This window comes from Microbulbifer sp. Q7 (assembly GCF_001639145.1).
GTDB lineage: Bacteria > Pseudomonadota > Gammaproteobacteria > Pseudomonadales > Cellvibrionaceae > Microbulbifer.
Genome location: NZ_LROY01000002.1, coordinates 1,538,231 through 1,558,925, shown reverse-complemented (window position 1 = coordinate 1,558,925; position 20,695 = coordinate 1,538,231). Strand labels below are relative to the sequence as shown.

General features: G+C 59.7%; 26 protein-coding genes. 14 read left to right on the top strand and 12 right to left on the bottom strand.

Annotated elements, in window-relative coordinates; genetic code table 11:
* Positions 1-240: 240 nt before the first annotated feature.
* Genes sppA through arsC form a run of 4 tightly spaced genes read right to left on the bottom strand, consistent with a single transcriptional unit; the run spans position 241 to position 3,468 of the window.
* Positions 241-2,109, bottom strand: a complete 1,869-nt coding sequence (gene sppA / locus AU182_RS12285; protein WP_066965568.1) for a signal peptide peptidase SppA — start codon at positions 2,107-2,109, stop codon at positions 241-243.
* 33 nt (positions 2,110-2,142) lie between these two features.
* Complete coding sequence (locus tag AU182_RS12280) at positions 2,143-2,526, bottom strand: DUF2069 domain-containing protein (RefSeq protein ID WP_066965565.1); 384 nt, start codon at positions 2,524-2,526, stop codon at positions 2,143-2,145.
* Positions 2,519-3,124, bottom strand: a complete 606-nt coding sequence (gene wrbA / locus AU182_RS12275) for an NAD(P)H:quinone oxidoreductase (protein ID WP_066965563.1) — start codon at positions 3,122-3,124, stop codon at positions 2,519-2,521. Before wrbA ends, AU182_RS12280 begins: the two co-directional genes overlap by 8 nt.
* The gene (arsC, locus tag AU182_RS12270) at positions 3,124-3,468 is read right to left on the bottom strand and encodes an arsenate reductase (glutaredoxin) (RefSeq protein ID WP_066965560.1); all 345 of its coding nucleotides are present in this window, start codon (positions 3,466-3,468) and stop codon (positions 3,124-3,126) included. The genes wrbA and arsC overlap by 1 nt, the downstream gene beginning before the upstream one ends.
* 183 nt (positions 3,469-3,651) lie before the next feature.
* On the opposite strand from arsC, the gene AU182_RS12265 reads away from it, so the two are divergent.
* The 12 genes from AU182_RS12265 to AU182_RS12210 all read left to right on the top strand — a co-directional run bounded on the left by AU182_RS12265 (position 3,652) and on the right by AU182_RS12210 (position 12,663).
* Entirely contained in the window at positions 3,652-5,013 is a 1,362-nt protein-coding gene (locus tag AU182_RS12265; protein WP_066965558.1) for a YihY family inner membrane protein, read from the top strand.
* Positions 4,973-5,473 carry a TlpA disulfide reductase family protein gene (locus AU182_RS12260; RefSeq protein WP_066965555.1) on the top strand — a complete coding sequence of 167 codons (501 nt, stop codon included), beginning with the start codon at positions 4,973-4,975 and terminating at the stop codon, positions 5,471-5,473. Before AU182_RS12265 ends, AU182_RS12260 begins: the two co-directional genes overlap by 41 nt.
* Before the next feature lie 208 nt (positions 5,474-5,681).
* A complete protein-coding gene (locus AU182_RS12255; RefSeq protein ID WP_066965552.1) occupies positions 5,682-7,055 on the top strand; it encodes an L-cystine transporter in 1,374 nt (457 codons plus the stop codon).
* Between the two features lie 106 nt (positions 7,056-7,161).
* On the top strand, positions 7,162-7,608 hold the full coding sequence (locus AU182_RS12250; protein ID WP_066965549.1) for a hypothetical protein: 447 nt from the start codon (positions 7,162-7,164) through the stop codon (positions 7,606-7,608).
* Between the two features lie 25 nt (positions 7,609-7,633).
* The gene (locus tag AU182_RS12245) at positions 7,634-8,224 is read left to right on the top strand and encodes an RNA polymerase sigma factor (protein ID WP_227718315.1); all 591 of its coding nucleotides are present in this window, start codon (positions 7,634-7,636) and stop codon (positions 8,222-8,224) included.
* On the top strand, positions 8,221-8,646 hold the full coding sequence (locus AU182_RS12240) for a hypothetical protein (RefSeq protein ID WP_066965543.1): 426 nt from the start codon (positions 8,221-8,223) through the stop codon (positions 8,644-8,646). The genes AU182_RS12245 and AU182_RS12240 overlap by 4 nt, the downstream gene beginning before the upstream one ends.
* A complete protein-coding gene (locus AU182_RS16680; protein WP_193754340.1) occupies positions 8,630-8,899 on the top strand; it encodes a hypothetical protein in 270 nt (89 codons plus the stop codon). Before AU182_RS12240 ends, AU182_RS16680 begins: the two co-directional genes overlap by 17 nt.
* 19 nt (positions 8,900-8,918) lie before the next feature.
* Positions 8,919-9,407, top strand: coding sequence for a DUF3106 domain-containing protein (locus AU182_RS12230; protein WP_193754339.1), 489 nt, complete (start codon positions 8,919-8,921; stop codon positions 9,405-9,407).
* A gap of 132 nt (positions 9,408-9,539) precedes the next feature.
* On the top strand, positions 9,540-10,124 hold the full coding sequence (locus AU182_RS12225) for a glycine zipper 2TM domain-containing protein (RefSeq protein WP_066965536.1): 585 nt from the start codon (positions 9,540-9,542) through the stop codon (positions 10,122-10,124).
* Positions 10,125-10,160: 36 nt separating this feature from the next.
* Complete coding sequence (locus AU182_RS12220; protein ID WP_066965534.1) at positions 10,161-10,520, top strand: PepSY domain-containing protein; 360 nt, start codon at positions 10,161-10,163, stop codon at positions 10,518-10,520.
* 48 nt (positions 10,521-10,568) lie between these two features.
* Positions 10,569-11,246 (top strand): response regulator transcription factor, encoded by a 678-nt coding sequence (locus AU182_RS12215; protein ID WP_066965530.1) that lies wholly within the window; start codon positions 10,569-10,571, stop codon positions 11,244-11,246.
* Positions 11,247-11,250: 4 nt separating this feature from the next.
* Positions 11,251-12,663, top strand: a complete 1,413-nt coding sequence (locus tag AU182_RS12210) for an ATP-binding protein (RefSeq protein ID WP_227718242.1) — start codon at positions 11,251-11,253, stop codon at positions 12,661-12,663.
* A 58-nt stretch (positions 12,664-12,721) separates the two neighbouring features.
* Here AU182_RS12210 and AU182_RS12205 read toward each other — a convergent pair whose 3' ends face one another.
* From AU182_RS12205 to AU182_RS12185, 5 genes are all read right to left on the bottom strand, one after another.
* On the bottom strand, positions 12,722-13,846 hold the full coding sequence (locus tag AU182_RS12205; protein ID WP_066965525.1) for an MJ1255/VC2487 family glycosyltransferase: 1,125 nt from the start codon (positions 13,844-13,846) through the stop codon (positions 12,722-12,724).
* 26 nt (positions 13,847-13,872) lie between these two features.
* Positions 13,873-14,400 carry a phosphatase PAP2 family protein gene (locus AU182_RS12200; RefSeq protein ID WP_066965524.1) on the bottom strand — a complete coding sequence of 176 codons (528 nt, stop codon included), beginning with the start codon at positions 14,398-14,400 and terminating at the stop codon, positions 13,873-13,875.
* A 115-nt stretch (positions 14,401-14,515) separates the two neighbouring features.
* Positions 14,516-15,583, bottom strand: a complete 1,068-nt coding sequence (locus AU182_RS12195) for a trans-acting enoyl reductase family protein (protein WP_066965522.1) — start codon at positions 15,581-15,583, stop codon at positions 14,516-14,518.
* A gap of 81 nt (positions 15,584-15,664) precedes the next feature.
* Positions 15,665-15,889: a DUF1653 domain-containing protein gene (locus AU182_RS12190; protein ID WP_066965519.1), complete on the bottom strand. Its 225-nt coding sequence runs from the start codon at positions 15,887-15,889 to the stop codon at positions 15,665-15,667.
* A gap of 64 nt (positions 15,890-15,953) precedes the next feature.
* A complete protein-coding gene (locus AU182_RS12185) occupies positions 15,954-16,274 on the bottom strand; it encodes a DUF3301 domain-containing protein (protein WP_066965517.1) in 321 nt (106 codons plus the stop codon).
* Between the two features lie 55 nt (positions 16,275-16,329).
* Between AU182_RS12185 and AU182_RS12180 the strand changes: the two genes are divergently transcribed.
* On the top strand, positions 16,330-17,025 hold the full coding sequence (locus AU182_RS12180; protein ID WP_066965515.1) for an SDR family oxidoreductase: 696 nt from the start codon (positions 16,330-16,332) through the stop codon (positions 17,023-17,025).
* Here the strand turns inward: AU182_RS12180 and AU182_RS12175 are convergent.
* From AU182_RS12175 to AU182_RS12165, 3 genes are all read right to left on the bottom strand, one after another.
* Positions 16,998-17,309: a GIY-YIG nuclease family protein gene (locus tag AU182_RS12175; RefSeq protein WP_066965513.1), complete on the bottom strand. Its 312-nt coding sequence runs from the start codon at positions 17,307-17,309 to the stop codon at positions 16,998-17,000. The two genes, AU182_RS12180 and AU182_RS12175, sit on opposite strands and share 28 nt — an antisense overlap.
* A gap of 15 nt (positions 17,310-17,324) precedes the next feature.
* Positions 17,325-18,413 (bottom strand): PA0069 family radical SAM protein, encoded by a 1,089-nt coding sequence (locus AU182_RS12170; RefSeq protein WP_066965510.1) that lies wholly within the window; start codon positions 18,411-18,413, stop codon positions 17,325-17,327.
* 72 nt (positions 18,414-18,485) lie between these two features.
* Positions 18,486-18,926: a hemerythrin domain-containing protein gene (locus AU182_RS12165; RefSeq protein WP_066965508.1), complete on the bottom strand. Its 441-nt coding sequence runs from the start codon at positions 18,924-18,926 to the stop codon at positions 18,486-18,488.
* Between the two features lie 219 nt (positions 18,927-19,145).
* On the opposite strand from AU182_RS12165, the gene AU182_RS12160 reads away from it, so the two are divergent.
* Positions 19,146-20,687 (top strand): FMN-binding glutamate synthase family protein, encoded by a 1,542-nt coding sequence (locus AU182_RS12160; RefSeq protein WP_066968064.1) that lies wholly within the window; start codon positions 19,146-19,148, stop codon positions 20,685-20,687.
* The last annotated feature ends 8 nt before the right edge of the window (positions 20,688-20,695 follow it).

The following is a 20,695-nucleotide window of genomic DNA, read 5'->3' as shown; positions in this document are numbered from 1 at the left end:
TGTAGCCGGCTGGCTGGCAACTAATGCATCCGGTCATGTCAACGGATGCGGGAAACCACCGAATAATGCATCAAAATGGTTCGCCGACTGCCCGCTGCAATTTTAGTTGCACAAATTCAGTGCGGCGAGGGCGTTGCGGTGTCTGTGGGCGCCTGTTTCGCTGGTGGGCGCGGCGGTGAGGGGGGACAGGCGATGGGTAGGCGCCCCGCTGCACCATCGGGTACAGCGGAGCTTTTGTGGTCAGGGTGCGATGCAATGCATGCAGCGCACATACAGTGCGCGCGGATCCTGGAAGCTTTTCAGCTCAGCCAGGGGCTGCAGGGCCGGCTGCAGGCTACTGAACCAGGCGCCCAGTGGAAGATTCTGCTCAACGCTGGCGGCGATTCGGGCATCGACGTTTTCTGCCAGTGCGCGCATGAGTTTTTCACTGGGGGTCAGCTCGCGCTGGATTTCCACCACGTCGTATTTTTCCAGCTCTGCCAGCTGCGCGGCATCGGCGATGGCGTCCTTGAGATTGCCCAGCTCATCCACCAGGCCCAGTTTATGGGCGGTGCGCCCGGTCCATACCTGGCCCTGGGCAATTTTATGGATTTCCTGTGGGGTGCTGTTGCGGGCTCCCGCCACCAGCTGCAGGAACTGGGCGTAAGTGTGCTCAACACCCTGCTGCAGGATATCGGCGGCAGCTTCCGGCAGCGCGCGATCCAGGCGCATGGTGCCCGCCAGTTCCGTGGTGCCCACGCCATCGTTGAAGATCCCCAGGTGCTCAAGGGAATCCTCGAAGGTTGGGAAGGCACCAAATACACCGATCGAGCCGGTGATGGTGGAAGGCGAGGCCCAGATACGGTCGCCGCCTGCGGCAATCCAGTAGCCGCCGGAGGCTGCCACGCTGCCCATGGAAATGACCACGGGGATGCCGGCCTCACGGGTGGCCAGCAGTTCCTGGCGGATGGCTTCGGAAGCAAAGGCGGAGCCGCCGGGGCTGTCGATCCGCAGCACCAGCGCCTTGACCTCTTTTTCCCGCGCCTCGGCAATCAGCTTACCCAGGGTGGCGCTGCCGATCTGTCCGGCGGGAGCCTCGCCATCCATGATGGCGCCAGCGGCACTGATCAAGCCGATTTTGTCCGCTTGATGGCGCGGGTCGGGCAGGTCGGTCAGCTTGGCTTGGCGCAAGTAGTCCATTGCATTAATTGCTTTGTACTGGGACTTGTCGGCGTCACTGACACCGACCAGCTCCTGTACTTCCGCCACCGCGGCGCGGCGGGTGAGCAGTTTGTCGACAAATTTATTGGCCAGTGCCGCGTCCGCCCAACTGCCGCCCTGGGCGCGCAGGTTTTCCGGCAGGTCGGCAATGTAGCTGTCGATCGCATTGGGGGGCAGGTTGCGCAGGCCGGTTACCTGCTCCGTGTATTCGGTCCACAGCTGGTGCAGCCAGCGGGCGTTGTTTTCCCGCGAGGCTGGGGACATATCATCGCGGGTGTAGGGCTCGATAAAGTCCTTGTAATCACCGACGCGGAATACGTGGAAGTTGATTTTCAGCTTGTCGAGCGCGCTTTTGTAGTAATTGCGGTAGCTGCCAAACCCGGTGATCAACAATGAGCCCATTGGGTTCATGTACACCTTGTCGGCGTGACTGGCGAGGAAGTATTGCCCCTGGGTGAAGTTGTCTCCAATGGCATACACCGGCTTTTCCGTCGCCTTGAAGCGCTGTACGGCTTCGCCGACTTCTTCAAGCTTGCTCAGGCTGGCGCCTGCCAGATAGTCGAGTTCGAGCACCAGTGCGCCGATACGATTGTCATTGGCCGCGCGGTCGATGGCTTCGACCAGGTCTTTGACGCGGGTTTCCTGCGGCCTTGACGGACCGCCAAGAAAACCGGGCACACCGCTGGGCTGGCTGACTTCATCCACCAGAAATCCGGCGGGGGCAACTTTTAGCGCGCCACCCTGTGGCACCGTGATGCGCTCTTCACCGCCAAAGATGGCGATGCCGATAAACAGCAGGATCAACAGGAACAGCAGGTTGGTAACGACCCGGCGCAGCCAGGTGATGGCGCCGCCGATGGCGCCAAAAAAACGGCGGATGGGGCCGCGTTGGTGGGTTGCTTCGCTCAAACCTGAAACTCCTTTGACGGTCTTGTTGTGTTATTAGCGTTGGGCGTTGTGCAGTTGGACCTGCCAGCGGCTGGTCATCATTGCGGAAACAAACAGGATAAGGCTCAGGGCGGTAAGAGCGCCATGCTGCCAGCCGCGCGTAGGCATCATTACGTCGACGATACCGGCGGTGATGTACAACAGCAGGATAAAACACAGCCACAAATAGCTGCGTTGATGCTGCTTCAGCATCCCGGGTAAAACCAGCAGCAGGGGGATGGTCTGCAGCAGCCACCATTTGAGGGAGCCGTCGAGAAACAGGTTCCACACCGCAAACAGGACCAGTAGCCCGGCGTAACACACCCAGTTGAGCTTGCGGGCAACCGCCAGTTTGCCGGCAACGGCGGCGGGGTCGATGGTCTTGGGGGTTTTAGCCATGGTCGTCTCCGAGCTGGCGGGTGAGAAGAGCAATGCGTTTGCCCAGTGCCCGGCACAGGCTGGTTTCATCTTCGCTCAGTCCGTCGGCATTACTGCCGGACCAGTGGGAAGCGCCGTAGGGCGTGCCACCGGTGGTGGTGTGCATCAGCGCCGCCTCGGAATAGGGAATACCGGCGATCAGCATGCCGTGGTGCAGCAGGGGCAGCATCATGGAGATCAGGGTACTCTCCTGGCCACCGTGCAGACTACCGGTAGAGGTGAAGACTGCGGCCGGTTTGCCAATCAGGCTGCCATCGAGCCACATGTCACTGGTCTGGTCGAGAAAGTGGCGCAGGGGGGCGGCCATATTGCCAAAGCGGGTAGGGCTGCCCAACAGCAGGCCGGCGCAGTGGCGCAGGTCGTCTGCCGTGCAATAGGGCGCACCGCTGTCGGGAACGGGCGGCAGGCTGGCTTCGGTGTCCGGGGAGACCGGTGGCACGGTGCGCAGGCGGGCATGTCCGCCTGCCTGTTCGACGCCGCGCGCCAGTTCTGCTGCCATGCTGGCGGTGGTGCCGCCGCGGCTGTAATACAGAATCAATACGTAGGGCTCGGCGGCCATTAAATCAGCTCCAGAACGTTTTCCGGTGGGCGGCCGAGCACGGCCTTGTCGTTTTTAACGACAATAGGGCGCTCGATCAGCTTGGGGTGCGAAACCATGGCCTGTACCAGCGCATTGTCGGTGAGGCTGGTGTCCTTCAGGTTTAGTGCCTTGTAGTCGTCTTCGCCTTTGCGCAGCAGATCGCGGGGCCCGATGCCGAGCTTGGCCAGCAAGTTTTTCAGGGTATCCGCGTCCGGCGGCGTCTCCAGGTAGAGTACGACGTCCGGATCAATATTGTGCTCTTGCAGCAATTGCAGGGTCTGGCGCGATTTTGAACAGCGCGGGTTATGATAGATCGTCCACATCGAAGGGGTATCCTGTTAAGGTTTGGCGTATTCTAACAGGTGACTGTTGGCCGTCCATGAGCCTGTCTGATTCCTGGTCTACGCTGGGGTATGGCGTACTTTTTAGACAGATTGCACGGCGTTTGCGCTCGGATTCAGAATAGAGTTCGGCACACGTGGCTATATAACAAACTGAGAAGACCCATGACTGAAATGGTGCACCGCTGGCGTCGCTTTTTCGCCTCTCTCTGGTCCGTATTCAACGAAAAGAACTGTCGTCAGAATGCGGCCGCCCTCACTTACATGACGCTGTTCGCGATTGTGCCGCTGGTAACCGTGAGTTACGCGATGCTCTCCCTGTTCCCGGATTTTGCCGGCCTGGAGAGCAAAATCCAGCAGCAGATCTTTTCTCACTTCGTGCCGGAGAGTGGTCGTGAGGTACAGGAATACATCAGTAATTTTTCGTCACAGGCCCAGCGTCTGACCGGCGTCGGTATTGCCATACTGCTGCTGACCGCGGGCATTATGCTGAAAAATATTGAAACGACGTTCAACGCCATCTGGGATATCCCCAAGGGGCGCACCGGCATTTCGAGTTTCCTGTTGTACTGGGCCATTCTCAGCCTGGGGCCGATCCTGCTGGGCGCGGGCATGGCGACGACCACGTATCTGTTTTCACAAAAAGTCCTTGCCCAGAACGACAGTCTGGGCCTGCTGCCGGTATTTCTGCGGATCCTGCCATTCATATTTACGGCGGTGGCATTTACCCTGCTGTTTGTCGCGGTGCCCAACTGTCGTGTACCTCTGCGGTACGGGTTTGCCGGGGGCGTGATTACCGCCATTGCGTTTGAAGCGGCCAAGCATCTGTTTGGCGCTATTGTTGCGCGCAGCTCGGTACAGGCCATCTACGGTGCTTTTGCCTTTGTGCCGCTCTTCCTGATCTGGCTTTACACCCTGTGGATGATTGTACTGGCCGGTTGTGTGCTGGTGCGAACTCTGTCTGCTTACCACGCGGCCGCGCAGGGCCGAAAGTATTCGGATCTGGTGGCAACACTGGTGTTGATGGCGAAATTCTTCAGCAACTACCAGAAGGGGATATCGGTCAGTGATCAGGATATTTCCCGCGCGGGTATCCGCCCTGCACAGTGGCGGCGTATCCGTGAAATCCTGCAGTCGCATAACGTCATCGCGCAAACCGATCGCACCGAACATGTGCTGGTGCGGGATCTGGATTCGATCACCCTGGAGCAGCTGCGCGACTGGCTGCACCCGGGGCCGGTGCCAGAGAGCGGCCACCGGGAACTGAATGCCCGCCCCTGGTTCCGGGAAGTGAATGCCCGCTTCCAGGAGTCGAAAGAGTTCTCCCATGAGCATCTCTCAAAATCCCTCGGCGATCTTTTCCGGGAGTCCATGGCAAAGGAAATGCTGGAAAAGTCGGTGGAACCCGTGGACGGGGCCGCGGAATCACCGCAGCAGGAAAGCGATAACAACGATAACAAGTCTTCCAGTAAAGGACGTAGCCGCAATGCCGGAACCAAGACATCGAGCCGTACCGCGAATTCCTGATCAGCCCAAGCTGTACCTGCTGCTATCGCTTATTCTGCTATTCGCCAGTGGTTGCGAAAAACATGCCGGCGGCCTGCAATCCCTGGAAGGGGACACGGTACCTACAGAAGGCAGAATACTGCTGGTGAATTATTGGGCGGAATGGTGCGCGCCCTGTCGCGAGGAAATCCCCGAGCTGAATCGCTTCTACCGGGAGCACAAATCGGAGGTGCTGGTGCTGGGTATCAATTTCGATCGCTTGCCAGCGGAACAGGTGCGGCGGCAGGCCGAGCAGTTTGGGATTGAGTTTCCCCTGCTGGCCGGAGCGCCAGCCGACCACTGGGGGCAGCCGGTGCCTCAGGTGTTGCCATCGACGCTGATTATCGACGCCAACGGCCAGTGGCAGGGCACCTTGGTGGGACCACAGACGGCAGAGACACTTGCCGAGGCAATTCAGGCCATCCGCAGCGCTGTTCAATAGCCAGCACTAGCCGTAAGGCTGTTCACTCTAAGCGAATTGGTATCGTCACGTTCAGCCCTGTCTTTGTGAGTGAGCCGCATTGCGCAGTCGCCGGGTGTTGTGCTGTTTCTATATCTATAACCAAAGCGTCTTTAAAGGAATCGCGCGCCAGCTGTTAGCATGCGCGCAATTTTTTACGGCAAAGTTTGCAATTGGGGACTCCTAACGCATGCAATTGAGTGCACTACTCCTACTGGCCATTTACCTGCTCCTGATCTGGCCCCTGGCTCGCTGGCATCGCAGCCGCAACTCCCTGGCACCGGCAGTATTTGCCGGCCTGCTGCTGGGTTTGCTGTTGGGCGGTGTGATGCACATTGCCGAGGGTTGGGGGGTAAATACGGCCTGGGTTCTGGATTGGGTGGGGCTGATTGGCGAAGGCTACGTCAACTTACTGTACCTGCTGGTGATGCCCCTGGTGCTGGTCTCCATTCTTGGTGCGGTGGTCAAAGTCAGTGACACCCGATCACTGGGCAAGATCAGCGGCTCGGTGCTGGCGGTCCTGCTGGGGACGACGGCTATTGCCGCCTTGATTGGAGTGATGATTGCCTGGTTGTTCGGGCTCTCTGCCGAGGGGCTTGTGGAAGGCGCGCGGGAAGCGGCTCGGGTAGAAGTGTTGAATGAGCGTATGGGGCGGGTCAGCGACCTGAGCATTCCGCAAATACTGACCTCCTTCATCCCGCGCAACATTTTTGCGGACCTCGCCGGTCAGCGCGATACCTCGGTGATTGCGGTGGTGATATTTGCGGTGCTGCTGGGGCTGGCGGCGCTGGCGGTGCGTCGTGAAAACCCGGAGCAGGGTGCGGCCATCGAGCACTTTGTGTCCATTGCCCAGACCTGGGTGATGAAACTGGTGCGGCTGATTATGGCCTTCACCCCCTATGGCGTCATGGCGCTGGTCACTGCCCTGATTGCCAAATCCAGTTGGGCGGATATTTTCAATCTGTTCAACTTTGTCATCGCCTCTTTTGTCGCCATCGCCCTGATGTTTGTGGTGCACGGGGTACTGTTGCTGGTGAACGGCATCAGCCCGATACACTATTTCGCCAAGGTCTGGCCGGTGCTGGTGTTCGCCTTCAGCTCCCGGTCCAGCGCGGCCACGATTCCCCTGAACGTGGAAACCCAGATCGATGAGCTGAAAAATTCGCCAGCCATTGCCAACTTCTCCGCCTCCTTCGGGGCCACGATTGGCCAGAACGGATGTGCCGGAATTTATCCGGCAATGCTCGCGGTGATGGTGGCGGTGCCGTTGGGTATCAATGTTTTTGACCCGGTGTGGCTGGCGTCCCTGATTGCGGTGATTGTGATCAGCTCCTTTGGGATTGCTGGCGTGGGCGGCGGGGCCACTTTTGCTGCTCTGGTGGTTTTGCCTACCATGGGGCTGCCAGTGCAGATTGCTGCGCTTCTGATCTCTGTCGAGCCATTGATTGATATGGCGCGCACGGCACTCAATGTGAACGGTGCCATGACGGCGGGTACCCTGACACAACACTGGGTTGGGTCTGAGCCCAAGGAGCCCGAACCTCAGGAAGCAACAGCCAGCTGAGTGATTTTTTTAAAATTTATGTCAACCGATCCGGTTTTCGCACGTTTTTATCAATGAGCTGGCGAGTTGTATTCGCCCATCATTGACCACAACAGGGAATCCATCGATGAAATTGATCAAAAACCAAGCTGTTGTTCTGGCCGTTGCACTGTTCTCCTTTTCCGCAATGGCGGACGATGGCGAGCAGCGCGCTCAGCACTTGGACAACAAGGGCGACCGGATTGAAAACCGCATGGATCGCCGCGGGGACCGCATTGACAATCGTTTGGACAAAAAGGGAGATCGTGTAGATCGCCGCCTCGACAACAAGGGGGATCGCATTGATAGCCGCCTGGACGGTGCATCGGAGCGGGCGGAAGCGCGCGGCAACGACAAGCGCGCGGCCCACCTCGACAACAAGGGCGACCGTATCGACCGCCGTCTGGACCGCAAGGGCGATAAAATTGACCGCCGTCTGGATCGCAAGGGGGATCGTGTTGATCAGCGCCTGGACCGCAAAGGTCAGGGGGTCGATCGTCGCATGGACCGCCGCGGTGACCGGCTGCGCAAGTAACCCAAAATCCCAATGCGGCTCCTGAATCGGGGAGCCGCGGGTTTTCCCCCTCAATAAAAAGAACCCTGCGCAACGGGCTGCTACTCACTGCATGGAACAGTTTCTCGCTTCGGTAGAAAAACGCGCTTTTTCCATGGCCGCGATGGCGGTGGGAAACCGTGACGACGCTCTGGATATCGTGCAGGATGCGATGTTCGCGCTGGTGCGTCGCTACCGCCACAAGCAGCGGGATCAATGGCGCCCGCTATTTTTTACCATCCTCAATAATCGCATCACCGACTGGCATCGTCGTCACAAGACCGTTTCCCGATGGCAGTTGCTGAGGGAGAAGTTTGTGGGTGACGACGAGGATGATGGCTTTGACCCGGGCGTGCTGGAAGATACGGCTGGGCCGCAGCCGGAGCAGCTGGTGTTTTCCCAGCACGCACTGGAGCAAATCGAGTCGGCCGTCAGCGGTTTGCCACCGCGGCAGCAGCAGGCTTTTATGCTGCGCTGTGTCGAAGGATTCGATGTTGCAGAGACTGCCAGTGCCATGTCCTGCAGTGCTGGTAGTGTAAAAACCCACCTTTCCCGGGCGCTTGCCGCCCTGCGTACGCAATTGGAGGAAGTGCGATGACACCCCCGAAGAATCCGTCGCCCGGTCGCGATTCGGCGAAACCCAGCGACAACCGCACGAGAAGCCCTGGCGAGCGCGACCTGGTGGCCGGCGCACGTGCCGCGATGGATCGTCGCGACGCTTCTCTGGATGGGGAAACCCTGTCTCGTCTGCGGCGTGCGCGCGCTGCCGCACTGGATGCGAACGGCACCGGCACCGGCCCAAGGATGGCGCCATGGTTGCCGGTGGGGCTGGCCAGTGCCGCGGTAGTGACCATCGCGATTGTGGTTGTGTGGCCGGGAACCCTCACGCAACCGGCGAAGCCCGTCGACATGTTGGCCGACGCCTGGATTCTCGACGAGGAAGCGGAGCTGGAAATGATCCAGGACGTGGAGTTTTACCAGTGGTTGGCGGAGGAGACGCCGGATGGCTATTCATCCTGATCTCCCGGGGGGGCGTGACTCCAGACTGCGCGGGACAGCACTGGCTCTGATGCTGTTGGTACTGCCTTCCGCTATCGCCGAAGAGCCACTGGATGAGGAGTTCTTGATGTTTCTTTCCGACTGGAGCGATGACACCGGCGAGTTTATCGCCCCCAGTGACGTGGAAGATACCTGGACGGAAGACGTGCTCCCGCAACCGGCGGTGGAGACCGAAACGGATGCGCAAAGTGAAGAGGGTGAGCAAGATGATTAGTGCCACAGCAAAACGCAGGTTGAAACGCGCTCTTCAGCCCTGGTTGGCGCGGGGGATTGCCCCGGTGTTGCTGTTGTTGTGCTCGCTTGCCAGTGTGGCGCGGGCCGATGCGCCAAGCTGGCAGGATCTGAGTGACAGTGAGCGCCAGCTGCTGCAGCGCTTCGAGCAGCGCTGGGAGCAGTTTACGCCAGAGCAGCGCACTCGCCTGCGCGAAGGGGCAGAGCGCTGGGCGGCGATGACCCCCGAGGAGCGCAAGCGCGCCCGTCAGGAGTTCGGCAAATGGCAGCGGCTCAGTCCCGAGCAGCGTGACGCATTGCGCGAGGCGTACACCCGCTTCAAGGCGCTACCGCCGGAACAGCGCAAGAAGATCCGTGAGGCGCGCGAGCGGTTCCGGCAGCTTCCCCCGGAGCGCCAGCGTCGCCTGCGTGAGCGCTGGCGCAAGATGAGCCCAGACCAGCGCCAGCGCTTCCGCGAGCGCTGGCGCAAGCGTCGGGGCGTATCCGACTGAAACGGCGAGATGATTCACCGCTGGGACCTGGCAAGTTCAGGATAGATTCAGCCAATTGGGCGTAAAGTGCTCTCATTGGTTCAATTGGGTGGTCAACAGGCGCCGAGTTTCGGGTCTCAGGGAGCAAACAACATGGTTAAGATGCAGAAGTTTTTCCAGCAGCTGGCCTTCGCCGGCCTTACCGCCAGCCTGGTGGGGTTCAGCGCGCAGGGTGTGGCCGGTCCGAGTGGCTACTACGAGGGGCAGGACGGCTATGACTACGCCATTGTCACTGGCGTTACCCCCATTTATAACGATATCCAGATAGTGGAACCGCGCACCCAGTGCTGGGACCAGCCCGTTACCTACCAGCGACCCTCTCCGGCGGGTGCCATTATCGGCGGCCTGATTGGCGCGGCGGTGGGGCGCGATGCGGCCCGGGGCTACCGTCATGGCTACGGGCGCCACCGCCACTACCATCGCGGCAACAAGGGTGCGGGTACCCTCGCCGGGGCCGCGGTTGGCGCGGCCATCGGTAGCGCCATCAGCCAGCAAACGGCGCCGGTGCAGTACGGCACCCAGCAGCAGTGCCGGGTGGTTGAGGAAGTCAGTACCCGTCGGGAATTGGTAGGATATGACGTAAACTACCGCTATAACGGTCAGGAATATCTGATTCGCACCGACCGCCATCCCGGGGATAAAATTCGGGTGCGTGTGGACGTCACGCCGGTTCTTTGACATCACCGGCGATTCAACGATAACAGGAGCTGCATTGTGAAATTTCCCGCTACCCCAACCGCTGCGATGGTTTTGGTGATTGGCCTGTGTGCCACGCTGCTCGCCTCACCGCTCCATGCGGGGCAGCGTGCTGAGGATCGCACTTCCGGGGAAAATTCCGTGCGCGGGTTGGGTTACCTGAATGTGCAGCCCCTCGCCAGCATGCGCGTACAGAACCGCGGTGTTTCCCGCGATCAAGCGGCGGCCCTGGTGAAGAAACGTTACGGCGGAAAAATCCTGGCAATCAGTGAAGTGCAGCGCAATGGCCGGGCCATGTACCGGGTTAAGGGACTTTCTGACAAGAGTCAGGTCTATGTGGTGTTCGTAGACAAGAAAAGTGGCCGCATCTCCCGTTGATGCTCCGGTTGAGTGTTCCGGCCACCGATAACAGGTAGAGGAAATTTTATGCGCGCACTGTTGGTTGAAGACGAGCATGCCCTGCGGGAGCAGCTTGCGGCTTCCCTGCGCAAAGCGGGCTACACGGTAGACGAGGCGCCGGATGGCGAGGAGGCGTTGTATCTGGGGCGTGAGTTCCCGTACGACGTGGCGGTGATGGATCTGGGTTTGCCGAAGGTAGACGGTATCCAGGTGATCGAAACCCTGCGCAAGGAGTCCCACCATTTCCCCATCCTAATTTTGACCGCCCGTGGCCACTGGCAGGAGCGTGTGCGTGGCCTGGAAGCGGGTGGCGACGACTACCTGACCAAGCCGTTTCACACCGAAGAGCTGCTGGCGCGCCTGAATGCGCTGGTGCGTCGCTCCGCGGGTTTTTCCTCGCCCACCATCAACGCCGGCCCCATCGAGATGGATACCAGTGCGCAGCGGGTGAAGGTATCGGGGTGCGAGCTGGAACTCACATCGTTCGAATATAAAGTCCTCGAATATCTGATGTTGCATCCCGATGAGGTGGTATCCAAAACCACGCTCACCGAGCACATTTATGAACAGGACTGTGACCGTGACAGCAACGTGATTGAGGTGTTTATCGGCCGATTGCGTAAAAAAATTGATGCTGCCGGTGGCGCCAAGCCGATCGAAACCCTGCGCGGGCGCGGCTATCGATTCAGTGTTGCCGCGGGCTAAGCGGTTGCTGTCCCGCGCACACTCCGGTCAATGGTGGCTGGCGATTCGTCGCTGGTGGCATTCGCTCACTGGCCGTCTTTCCCTGATGGCGACCCTGGTACTCCTGGTGTTTCTGGTTGTGCTGTCCGGGGTCCTCGAGCGGGCCTATCGAACCTCCCTGGACGAAGCCAAGGCGCGGGAACTTCAGTTGCATGTGTACACCCTGCTGGCGGTAGCGGAGCCGGATGGGGATGCTCTGCAACTGCCCCTGAACCTACCGGAGCAGCGTTTTAACCAGCCCGACTCCGGCTTGATCGGCGCGGTGATGGATGCCCGTGGGCGTGTAATCTGGCGCTCGCAATCGGCACTGAGTCTGCCGAATTTTTCTGCGTTACCGCTACCACTGCCGCTGCGGCAAGGGCAGCAAGTCTATGCGGAGGTCCGTTTGCCGGATCTCGATACCCCCTACAGCAGTTTTCGCCAGGGCATTGCCTGGGGGCTGGAGAACGAGCGGCAATTCACCTTTGTCATTCTTGAAGACGCCGCACCGCTGTATGCGCAGGTAAAGCAGTTCAGTGACACCCTGTGGCGCTGGCTGGGTATCGGCGCGCTGGCACTGATTGCGGTGCAGCTACTGGTGCTGCAATGGGGGCTGGCGCCGTTGCGCGGCGTCACCCGTGCGCTGCAAAAAATGCAACAGGGAGGTGCGGATACTCTGCAGGGGAATTTTCCGCGCGAACTGGTGCCGCTCACCGACAACCTCAACCTGCTGATTGAAAACGAGCGTCGCCAGCGGGAGAAAACCCGGCACACCCTCGGCGACCTGGCGCATAGCCTGAAGACACCGCTGGCGGTCCTGAAGGGGCTCGACGTGGCCCGGGACCCGCAGGCCGCCGAAGCCGCACTGGCAGAGCAGGTACAGCGCATGGACAGCATTATCAGCTATCAGTTGAAGCGCGCGGTGGCGACCTCGCCAAAGTCCATCCTGCGCGGTGTCCCGGTACAGCCGCTGGTTGAGAAGATCCTCACGGCGCTGGACAAGGTATATCGGGGCAAGACGGTAGACGCGGAAATATTGTGTGACGACTTGGTGTTGTTTTACGGCGACGAGGGCGACCTGATGGAAATGCTCGGCAACCTGCTGGATAACGGCTACAAGTACGGTGGCGGCAAGCTGCTGGTCCATGCGGCTAACCGCCCGGACCAGCGCGGGCTTGAGGTGTTGGTCGCGGATAATGGCCCCGGGTTAAGCGAGACCCAGTGGCAGCAAGTGGTCCAGCGCGGGGTGCGTGCGGATCAGCAGCAACAGGGGCAGGGCATCGGGCTCGCGGTGGTGGTGGATATCGTCGAGAGCTACCACGGTGAGATCAGTATTGTGCCGCCCGACGAGCGCGGTGATGAAGGCCTCGCGGGGCTTACCCTGCACATCAGACTGTAACGCGCTCCTTCTTCTCTCGCGCCGAACGCGCAGCCCATGCAATCGCTTCAGGCCACCGTCAGCTGGTTTCACTTCCCTTGATATCTCGCATGCCGCTTTTCCCTTTCGCTGCTTGTTGTGGCGTGCCCTGCTGCGCTGTGGCCAATGCGGGCATAACCCCTTCCCAAAGACTCTGAGCCAGTTGCTGCGGACTGTCGCGGCGCCCATCGGCGATCCATCCAGCGATGGCCGTGGCGACGTCGGGCCAGTTAATGTGAACGCCGCGCGGGTGCTCTGCGAGCCACCGGCTGATGGTAACGGCATCAAAATGTTTGACGACCCTGGCCAATCGCAATTCCTGCAGGGCGAGGGCGTTCGCTTCCTGTTCGAACTGGCCCTGCAAGGGACGGGTGAGTATGGGCTTGCCCAAAGTGAGCGTCTCGGCGATCAGCTCAAAACCGCTGTTGCAGATCACCGCCTTGGCCGCAGCGAGATCGCGACGGAAGCCATCCACCGACGGCGTCTTCAGGGTGATGTGATCCGCCTTTGGCAGGTCGACCGGCAGGCCGTAAACGATAAATCGCTGCTTAATCTGCGCCAACTGGTGCAGCAGGGCCGCGTGATGTTCAAACGGCAGGTAAACCAGCACGAAATCCTGATCGTTGTCAGCCGCCTGTTCGGCTGCCTCGTGGGTTTGCGCGATGGGGGGCAGGATGGGCTGGCTGAAGTGATGCCAATGCATGCCCAGGCCAACCTGCACCGGTGCGAACATCTTCATGATGGCGCGCGCGGCCCAGCCGAACGGCGGTGTGGGGATGGAAAAGTCGAAGGCGTACTGGTGACCCAGGCCCAGGCTGGGCCGTTTTTGTTTTTTTGCCGCCCAGGCGGTTACCGGCTCGAAGTCACTGATGACCAGATCAAAGTCCTCCACCGGTAACGTGCGAATATCGGTCAGCAGTCGTGGCAGGTTGAGCTGGCGTACGGTCGCTAACTGGTCGATTTTTCCGGCCTTGTGGGCGAAGGTGAGGCCCTCGCGCCACCAGTAATCACCAAAGGCTTCCATCGCGAAAAAGCTTTCCTGCGCGCGGCCGCTGAACAGCCACTGTACGTCCAGTTCCGGGAATTGCTGAAACGCTCCTGCCATGGCGCGCGCACGGGACAAGTGACCATTGCCGGTGCCCTGAACGCCGTAAAGTATTTTCAAAGTGCTTCTCCGGTTGCGCGGGTGGGTTACAGCAGTGCACCACTTGCCGCAAACCCAACACAGGTGCCTAGAAGCGCGCCGGCGCAGACATCGGTGGGGAAGTGCACACCGAGCCCCACCCTGGAGGTCCCCACGCCGGCCGCCCAGAAGTAGCCCAGGGCCCAGAGAGGATTCAGGCATTGGCTGAGCAGGGTGACAAACAGAAAGGCACCAGAGGTATGGCCGGACGGCAGGCTGAAGCGGTCGTTGGCCACCACGATGGAGCGCAGCCCCGGGATGGCTTCCGGTGGGCGGTTGCGCCGGGTGGTGTTCTTGATGGTCCAGTAGAGCGTGCGCTCAATGGCAAAGGCCGCGCCGCAGCTGTACAGGAATTGCAGTGCCAGGTGGGGGCTGGCCAGCGCAATCAGCAGCGGCGAAACCAGATAGAGCCACCCGTCCGCAGAGCGGGACAGCAGCAGGTAGTTCCTGCGTGAGGCGGGCCGTGTCGCCCTCTCTGCCATCCGCAGAACCAGGGAGACGTCGGCTGTTTTCAATGTGACAGGTAGGCTTCGCATGGGGTGAAAATACGAAGCCGATGTTGCGTGAACTTGACCAAATTGTGTCAGGTCTGTGAAATCTGCCCGCGAGGATCGGCATCGACCACGCGCGGGCACGCCATACGCCGGTTGCTTAGTCGATCCCGATCTCAATCGCCCCGGAGCCCGGCAGTTTTTCCACCAGTTCGTGGCCGCAGAGTTTTGAGGGCGTGAAGTAACCGCCTTCCCCGGCGTAGCCGAGCAGGAACTGTAGTACCGCCAGAGAACCGTGCACGGTCACGTCATAGCCATTAGCGGTCACCACCCGGCCCACCCGGCGTTCACCGCGCCGATCATTGCGTACCTCGCCCCACACCCAGGTCTGTTGCCCGGCACGCTGTTCTGTGGAGGGTCCGCGCACGCTTTTCTCCACTTTGCCCTTGAGCCAGTTTTGCACCCAGCCCATCCGCAGCAGCCAGCGGAATGCATTCAGCTTCTGCATTTTCTTGGCCCGGCGAGGGCTCATCGGGATATACACCTCGATATTGGGGATTTCGGTGGAATAGTAGGCGGTGGCAATGTCGCCCCAGGGTATCGCCACCGCAAATTTTTCGCCGCGGCCGAAATTGATCTTGCGGGTGAGTGCGGCATGCGGGGTGATTTCGATCTTGCCATTGCGGCGCACGGCGCCGCCAACGCCGAGGCTCTCGATGGAGGTTTTGGCGGTGCCGGGGCTGAAGCTGGAGTCGGAGTCGAACCCCAGTGTCAGGTGTGTGGCGCTGTTCATGGTCTTGTGCAGGGCGGCCGCCAGGCAATCGGTGGGGATGACATCGAAACCGGTGCCGGGGCAGAGCACCACGTTGGCGGCCTTGGCTTCCGCGTCGAGGGCATGGGCCTGCCGGTACACCGCCATTTCTCCGGTAATGTCCTGATAGTGCGTACCGCTGGCAATACAGGCGCGCATCATCGGTTCCGCGGTGGCCGAGAAAGGACCCGCGCAGTGAATAACCACCGCCACATCTTGCAGGGTGCGCACAAGGGTCTCTTCGTCCTCCAGGCTCACCGCAATGGCGGGTAACCCGAGTTCATTGGAGAGCGGTTGTAGCTTGGCGGCGCTGCGCCCGGCAAGGATGGGGTTGAGCCCCTGGGCTACCGCCTGGCGGGCGATCAGCTCGCCGGTATAGCCGTAGGCACCGTAAATCAGGATCTGCTTGTTGTTCACCGGTTGTCCTTATTGTATTCGAATCACAGCGGTTGGCCGCGGTGGCCGAGAGTGACGATTATTGTTTTAGTGGGCCGCCCGTTAGCCCAATGGCTTTTCCAGCGCGAAGCGTGGGACGGTTTCTCCGTCTATTTCCACACGCTCTGCAAACATTGCCAGGGGCCGTGCCCACACCCCAAAATCATCATACAGAGCCCGGTAGATCGCCAGTTGTTCACCGGTTTCACTGTGCGTGGCGATTTCCATCAGGTGATACTGCTTACCGTTCTTGTAGTGGCGATAGATACCTTTGGGGAGTGATTGCATAAATTCCTCTGGTCTGCACTTTTCTAATCCGGGCTAATCCGTGCTTCTGTGTCTTTGGCCTGGTTCAGTCCAGGTGGAAGGGCGAAAGCTGGATTTGGGTAACCCGCTGTCCGTGCAATACCGCGATGCCGCTGTAGCGGCGCTCGCCGGTCGAGGTGAACTCAAACTCGTACTGGCGCCGCAAGCGAATCTGGCCGCGCCGATCGCGTTTCAGGCGTGTGCGGTTGAGCATCACCGTGTCGTCCAGCAGCTGCACGCCGGTTTTTGCGCAGTGATCTTTTACGATCCGGCGTACCCGGTCCTTGGCTGCCATGCCGGCCCAAAAGTACCAGGCGGCCGCCGCCAGTATAAAAATCCAGAACAGGTCCCCAAGCGAGTAATACATAACGTGTGCAGTTGCTATTATCAAACCGCGCAAGAATACCACCACAGGAGGAAACATGTCTGGCACGATTCTCATCACCGGCTGTAATCGGGGTATTGGCCTGGAAATGGCCCGCCAGTTTGCCAAAGATGGCTGGAAAGTGATCGCCACCTGCCGCAATCCATCCGCGGCCTGGGAGCTGAGTGAGCTGGCGGAAGCCCATAACAACCTGGAAATTCACCCTCTGGACGTAACCGACTACGGTCAGCTGGCCGATCTGGCACATTCCTTGAGGGATTGCCCGGTGGATGTACTGGTCAGTAATGCCGGGTACTACGGTCCCAAAGGCGTGGCACTGGGTAGCCTGGACGTCGAAGAGTGGCTCAAGGTGCTGGAGGCGAACACCATTGCTCCGTGCAAACTGGTGGAAGCCTTTCTGCCCAATCTGGCGGCGGGCAGCCAGAAGGTCATCGGGGTGCTGAGCAGCAAGGTGGGGAGTATTGAGGACAACACTTCCGGTGGCGGGTATCTGTATCGCTCGTCGAAGACGGCGGTAAATCAGGTTGTGAAAAGCCTCGCCATTGACCTGGCCGATCAGGGTATCACGGTGCTGGCGCTACATCCTGGTTGGGTAAAAACCGATATGGGTGGCCCCAATGCACTGATATCGGTAAAGGACAGCGTGAAGGGATTGCGGCAGGTCCTGCTGGAGGCGGACGAGCGCAACTCGGGACATTTTTACAATTACGACGGCTCGCCCATCCCCTGGTAATCCTCTCCTAACACCTTCGTGAGGAACGCTGGCCCGCTGGCAATCAGCTGTTCTTTTCTGCGCTTGGGCCAGCGCTTGATTGCCACTTCCAGTTTTAACGCGTCGGATTTACTGCGCATGGCACAGTGAAAGGCGAGCTCCAGCGGCCCGCGCCCGCGCAGTGCCTTGGCGGCTTTCGGGCCACCGCTGTTGTGCTCCTCGAAGCGGCGAGCCACATCCCGGGTGATACCGGTATACAGACTGCCACTATTGGTGCGGATTAGATAAACAAACCAGCCAGACAAAACGTGTTTCCAGTGTCAAAAAAGGCTCTGTTGGTCGCCAGAACGCGGCGGCAGGGTGAACTGACTGCAATCCAGGTCGAGCTTGCGCTGATTGAGACCGAGCTTGCGGCAGGTTACCCGAAAGCGCTGCTGTAGTAACTGCGCGAATACGCCGGTACCGCGCTGGCGTTGTTCGAACTCACTCTGATTGTCCTTGCCGCCGCGGCTTTGCTGCACGATGCTCATGACGTGCTCGGCACGCTCCGGGTAATGCTCCTGCAGCCATTGCCGGAACAGCGGCGCCACCTCAAAAGGCAGTCGCAGCAGAATATACGCAGCATGTATTGCCCCCGCGCCGTGGGCACTTTGCAGTATTTTCTCCAGTTCGGCGTCGTTCAGCGCGGGAATCATGGGGGCGGCCATCACTGCGGTGGGAATGCCGGCACTGGCCAGAGCCTCGATCGTGCGCAAGCGGGCCGCCGGGCCGGCGGTGCGTGGTTCCAGCTTGCGCTTCAACGCATTTTCCAGTGTGGTGACACTGATCGCCGCGTGCACCAGATTGTCCTGCGCCATTTCCGCCAGAATAGGTAAGTCGCGCTGAATCAGCTGTCCTTTGGTGACGATCGTCACCGGGTGGCGGTAACGCTGCAACACCTGCAAAATCTGCTGGGTGACCTGCTTGTCTTTTTCCAGTGGTTGGTAAGGATCGGTATTGGTACCCAGCGCGATGGGGCTGCATACATAGTTGCTTTTGCGCAGCGCCCGCTCCAGCAGCTCCGCCGCGTTGGGCTTGTAAAACAGCCGGGTTTCAAAGTCGAGCCCGGGTGACAGGTCCATGTATGCATGGGCGGGTCTTGCATAGCAGTAGATGCAGCCGTGCTCGCAGCCGCGATACGGGTTGATCGACTGCGAAAAGGGGATGTCCGGGGAGCGGTTGGTGGCAATAATGCTTTTGGCGTGTTCAGCGAGCACCTGCGTACGTGGCACCGGGTCAGTTTCTGGCTCAGTACACCAGCCGTCACTCTCCAATGTGGTTGTGGTGGTGGCGAAGCGCCCGGCGATCGCGCTCGCGGTACCGCGCCCGCGGATGATCCGCGGGGCTGCCGGCTGGGATTCGTCGTTCATGCTGTGATCAAATGAAGGCTGTACATCTGTACAGTATATGGTCCGCTCAGCGCCGGGGGCAAGCCTGGGTGGTCAGCCGGACAAGGCCTGTTGTTTACGCGTATCGAACGCCTCGACCAGCTGCTTCTCAAGATCCTGATCCAGTAGTTTCCGGGCCCGTACAAAGATTTCTTCCTCTTCCTCATCCAGGTGGTGTTCGAGTTTTTCCTGGAGTTTCTTGAACTTCTGCAGCCAGCCCCCCGAGCCCATATCCAGTTCTTCCAGTTCCTCGATGATGTCTGACGCTTCTTTGTGCTCCGCGATACTGTGGCGGGCCTTTTCCTGGCCATCCGGTTTTTCGATGAGTGCTGCGTAGAGGGTCTGTTCTTCCGCCGCCGCGTGTGCCTCCGCTTCGTTGCTCAGCTCTCGCCAGAGAGATTGGCGTTCACTGCTGTCGCCACTGGTTTCTGCGATTTGTCTGAGCAGAGAGCGTTGCTTTTCGTGATCTTTCTTGAGGCGCTGGTAGATGTCCATGGTGTCTCCACTGGCTTGGTGCGGCAGGCAAAATACCTGCCCTACCGTGTTGATAAGGTCGGTTTTAGCTTAGCTGGAATTGTGCCAATGGCAGTGGCGGCGGTTGACTCCGGTGACCCCCGGCAGGGCTTGCCGCACTCTGAGCGTATAGTGACAGAGCACTCCTTCCTCGCGATAATCAGGGTGGACTACATCACTCTGGCCAAACAAGGACAACGTATGGATCTTGATGCCGTCGCCGCAATCAAGGGATTTGCAATCAACGTATTGCAGGTTTTTGCCCTGGTGTTTGCCTTTGCACTGGTGATTTTGGCGCTGTATGTGGTGTATCTGTATCTCTCGGACATCAGCCAGTCAAAGCAGGCCATTCGGCGGAATTTCCCGGTATTGGGGCGTTTTCGCTATCAGTTCGAGCACCTGGGCGAGTTCTTTCGCCAGTATTTCTTTGCCCTGGACCGGGAAGAGATGCCATTCAATCGCGCCCAGCGCAGCTGGGTGTACCGGGCCGCGAAAAACGTCGATTCTACCCTCGCATTTGGTTCCACCCGGCCGCTGAATCAGCCGGGCGACATTCTGTTTCTCAACCATCCGTTTCCTACCCTGGCCAAAGATGCGGTGCCACCGAGTGAAGTCACGCTCGGTGAGGGCGTCGCGCGCAAGCCATACTCAACCCGCGCAATCTTTAATATCTCCGGCATGAGTTTTGGTGCCCTGTCGGTGCCTGCGGTGACAGCCCTGTCCAAAGGCGCGGCCAAGGCAGGGATTTGGCTGAATACGGGGGAGGGCGGGTTGTCGTCGCACCACCTGGTCGGCGGCTGTGACATCGTGTTTCAGATCGGGACCGCGAAATATGGCGTGCGTGACCCTGAGGGCAATCTGAGCGATAAAAAGTTGCGCAATATTGCCGCCCATGAGCAGGTGAGAATGTTTGAGCTGAAGCTGTCCCAGGGGGCGAAGCCGGGTAAGGGGGGTATTCTGCCGGGCATCAAGGTGACGCCAGAGATCGCGCAGGTACGCGGTATTCCGGTGGGGGAAGACTCCATCAGCCCCAATGGGCATCCGGAAATCCGGGATGTAGACAGTCTGCTGGATATGATCAACCACATTCGGGATGTCAGCGGCAAGCCCACCGGCCTTAAATGCGTGATCGGCAGCAGTGACTGGCTGCATGAACTTTGTGAAGCCATTTTGCGACGGGGCGCCCAGAGTGCACCTGACTTTATCAATATCGATAGCGCCGATGGCGGAAGTGGCGCGGCGCCGCAGAGCCTGATGGATTATATGGGGTTGCCGCTGAACCGAAGTCTGCCACTGGTAGTGGACCTGATTACCGAGTACGGATTGCGCGATCGCATTAAAATTATCTGTGCGGGCAAGCTGCTGACCCCGTCGATGGTCGCCTGGGCATTGGCGATGGGGGCGGACTTTATCAATTGTGGGCGTGGGTTCATGTTTGCACTCGGCTGTATTCAGGCCATGCAGTGCAACAAAAATACCTGCCCGACCGGGGTGACTACGCACAATCCGGATTTGCAGCAGGGCCTGGACCCAATCGACAAGGCAGAGCGGGTGTATCACTACGCCCGCAACCTGAATTATGAGGTGGGTACTATCGCGCACTCCTGTGGTGTGCCCGAACCTCGCCAGTTGCGCCGAACGCATGTCGAGTTGATTAATGAGCGTGGTGTGCCGGTGCCAATTACGTCGCTTGCGCCAGAGGGCAGGCCCAGCACCGTGATCGGTACAGATCGTACCCGCTAGCAGGCAGG

Coding starts and splice junctions, on each gene's coding strand:
- AU182_RS12280 (WP_066965565.1), bottom strand. CDS start 2,526: ATGGCTAAAACCCCCAAGACCATCGACCCCGCCGCCGTTGCCGGCAAA.
- wrbA (WP_066965563.1), bottom strand. CDS start 3,124: ATGGCCGCCGAGCCCTACGTATTGATTCTGTATTACAGCCGCGGCGGC.
- arsC (WP_066965560.1), bottom strand. CDS start 3,468: ATGTGGACGATCTATCATAACCCGCGCTGTTCAAAATCGCGCCAGACC.
- AU182_RS12265 (WP_066965558.1), top strand. CDS start 3,652: ATGACTGAAATGGTGCACCGCTGGCGTCGCTTTTTCGCCTCTCTCTGG.
- AU182_RS12260 (WP_066965555.1), top strand. CDS start 4,973: ATGCCGGAACCAAGACATCGAGCCGTACCGCGAATTCCTGATCAGCCC.
- AU182_RS12255 (WP_066965552.1), top strand. CDS start 5,682: ATGCAATTGAGTGCACTACTCCTACTGGCCATTTACCTGCTCCTGATC.
- AU182_RS12250 (WP_066965549.1), top strand. CDS start 7,162: ATGAAATTGATCAAAAACCAAGCTGTTGTTCTGGCCGTTGCACTGTTC.
- AU182_RS12240 (WP_066965543.1), top strand. CDS start 8,221: ATGACACCCCCGAAGAATCCGTCGCCCGGTCGCGATTCGGCGAAACCC.
- AU182_RS16680 (WP_193754340.1), top strand. CDS start 8,630: ATGGCTATTCATCCTGATCTCCCGGGGGGGCGTGACTCCAGACTGCGC.
- AU182_RS12225 (WP_066965536.1), top strand. CDS start 9,540: ATGGTTAAGATGCAGAAGTTTTTCCAGCAGCTGGCCTTCGCCGGCCTT.
- AU182_RS12215 (WP_066965530.1), top strand. CDS start 10,569: ATGCGCGCACTGTTGGTTGAAGACGAGCATGCCCTGCGGGAGCAGCTT.
- AU182_RS12200 (WP_066965524.1), bottom strand. CDS start 14,400: ATGCGAAGCCTACCTGTCACATTGAAAACAGCCGACGTCTCCCTGGTT.
- AU182_RS12190 (WP_066965519.1), bottom strand. CDS start 15,889: ATGCAATCACTCCCCAAAGGTATCTATCGCCACTACAAGAACGGTAAG.
- AU182_RS12185 (WP_066965517.1), bottom strand. CDS start 16,274: ATGTATTACTCGCTTGGGGACCTGTTCTGGATTTTTATACTGGCGGCG.
- AU182_RS12180 (WP_066965515.1), top strand. CDS start 16,330: ATGTCTGGCACGATTCTCATCACCGGCTGTAATCGGGGTATTGGCCTG.
- AU182_RS12170 (WP_066965510.1), bottom strand. CDS start 18,413: ATGAACGACGAATCCCAGCCGGCAGCCCCGCGGATCATCCGCGGGCGC.
- AU182_RS12165 (WP_066965508.1), bottom strand. CDS start 18,926: ATGGACATCTACCAGCGCCTCAAGAAAGATCACGAAAAGCAACGCTCT.
- AU182_RS12160 (WP_066968064.1), top strand. CDS start 19,146: ATGGATCTTGATGCCGTCGCCGCAATCAAGGGATTTGCAATCAACGTA.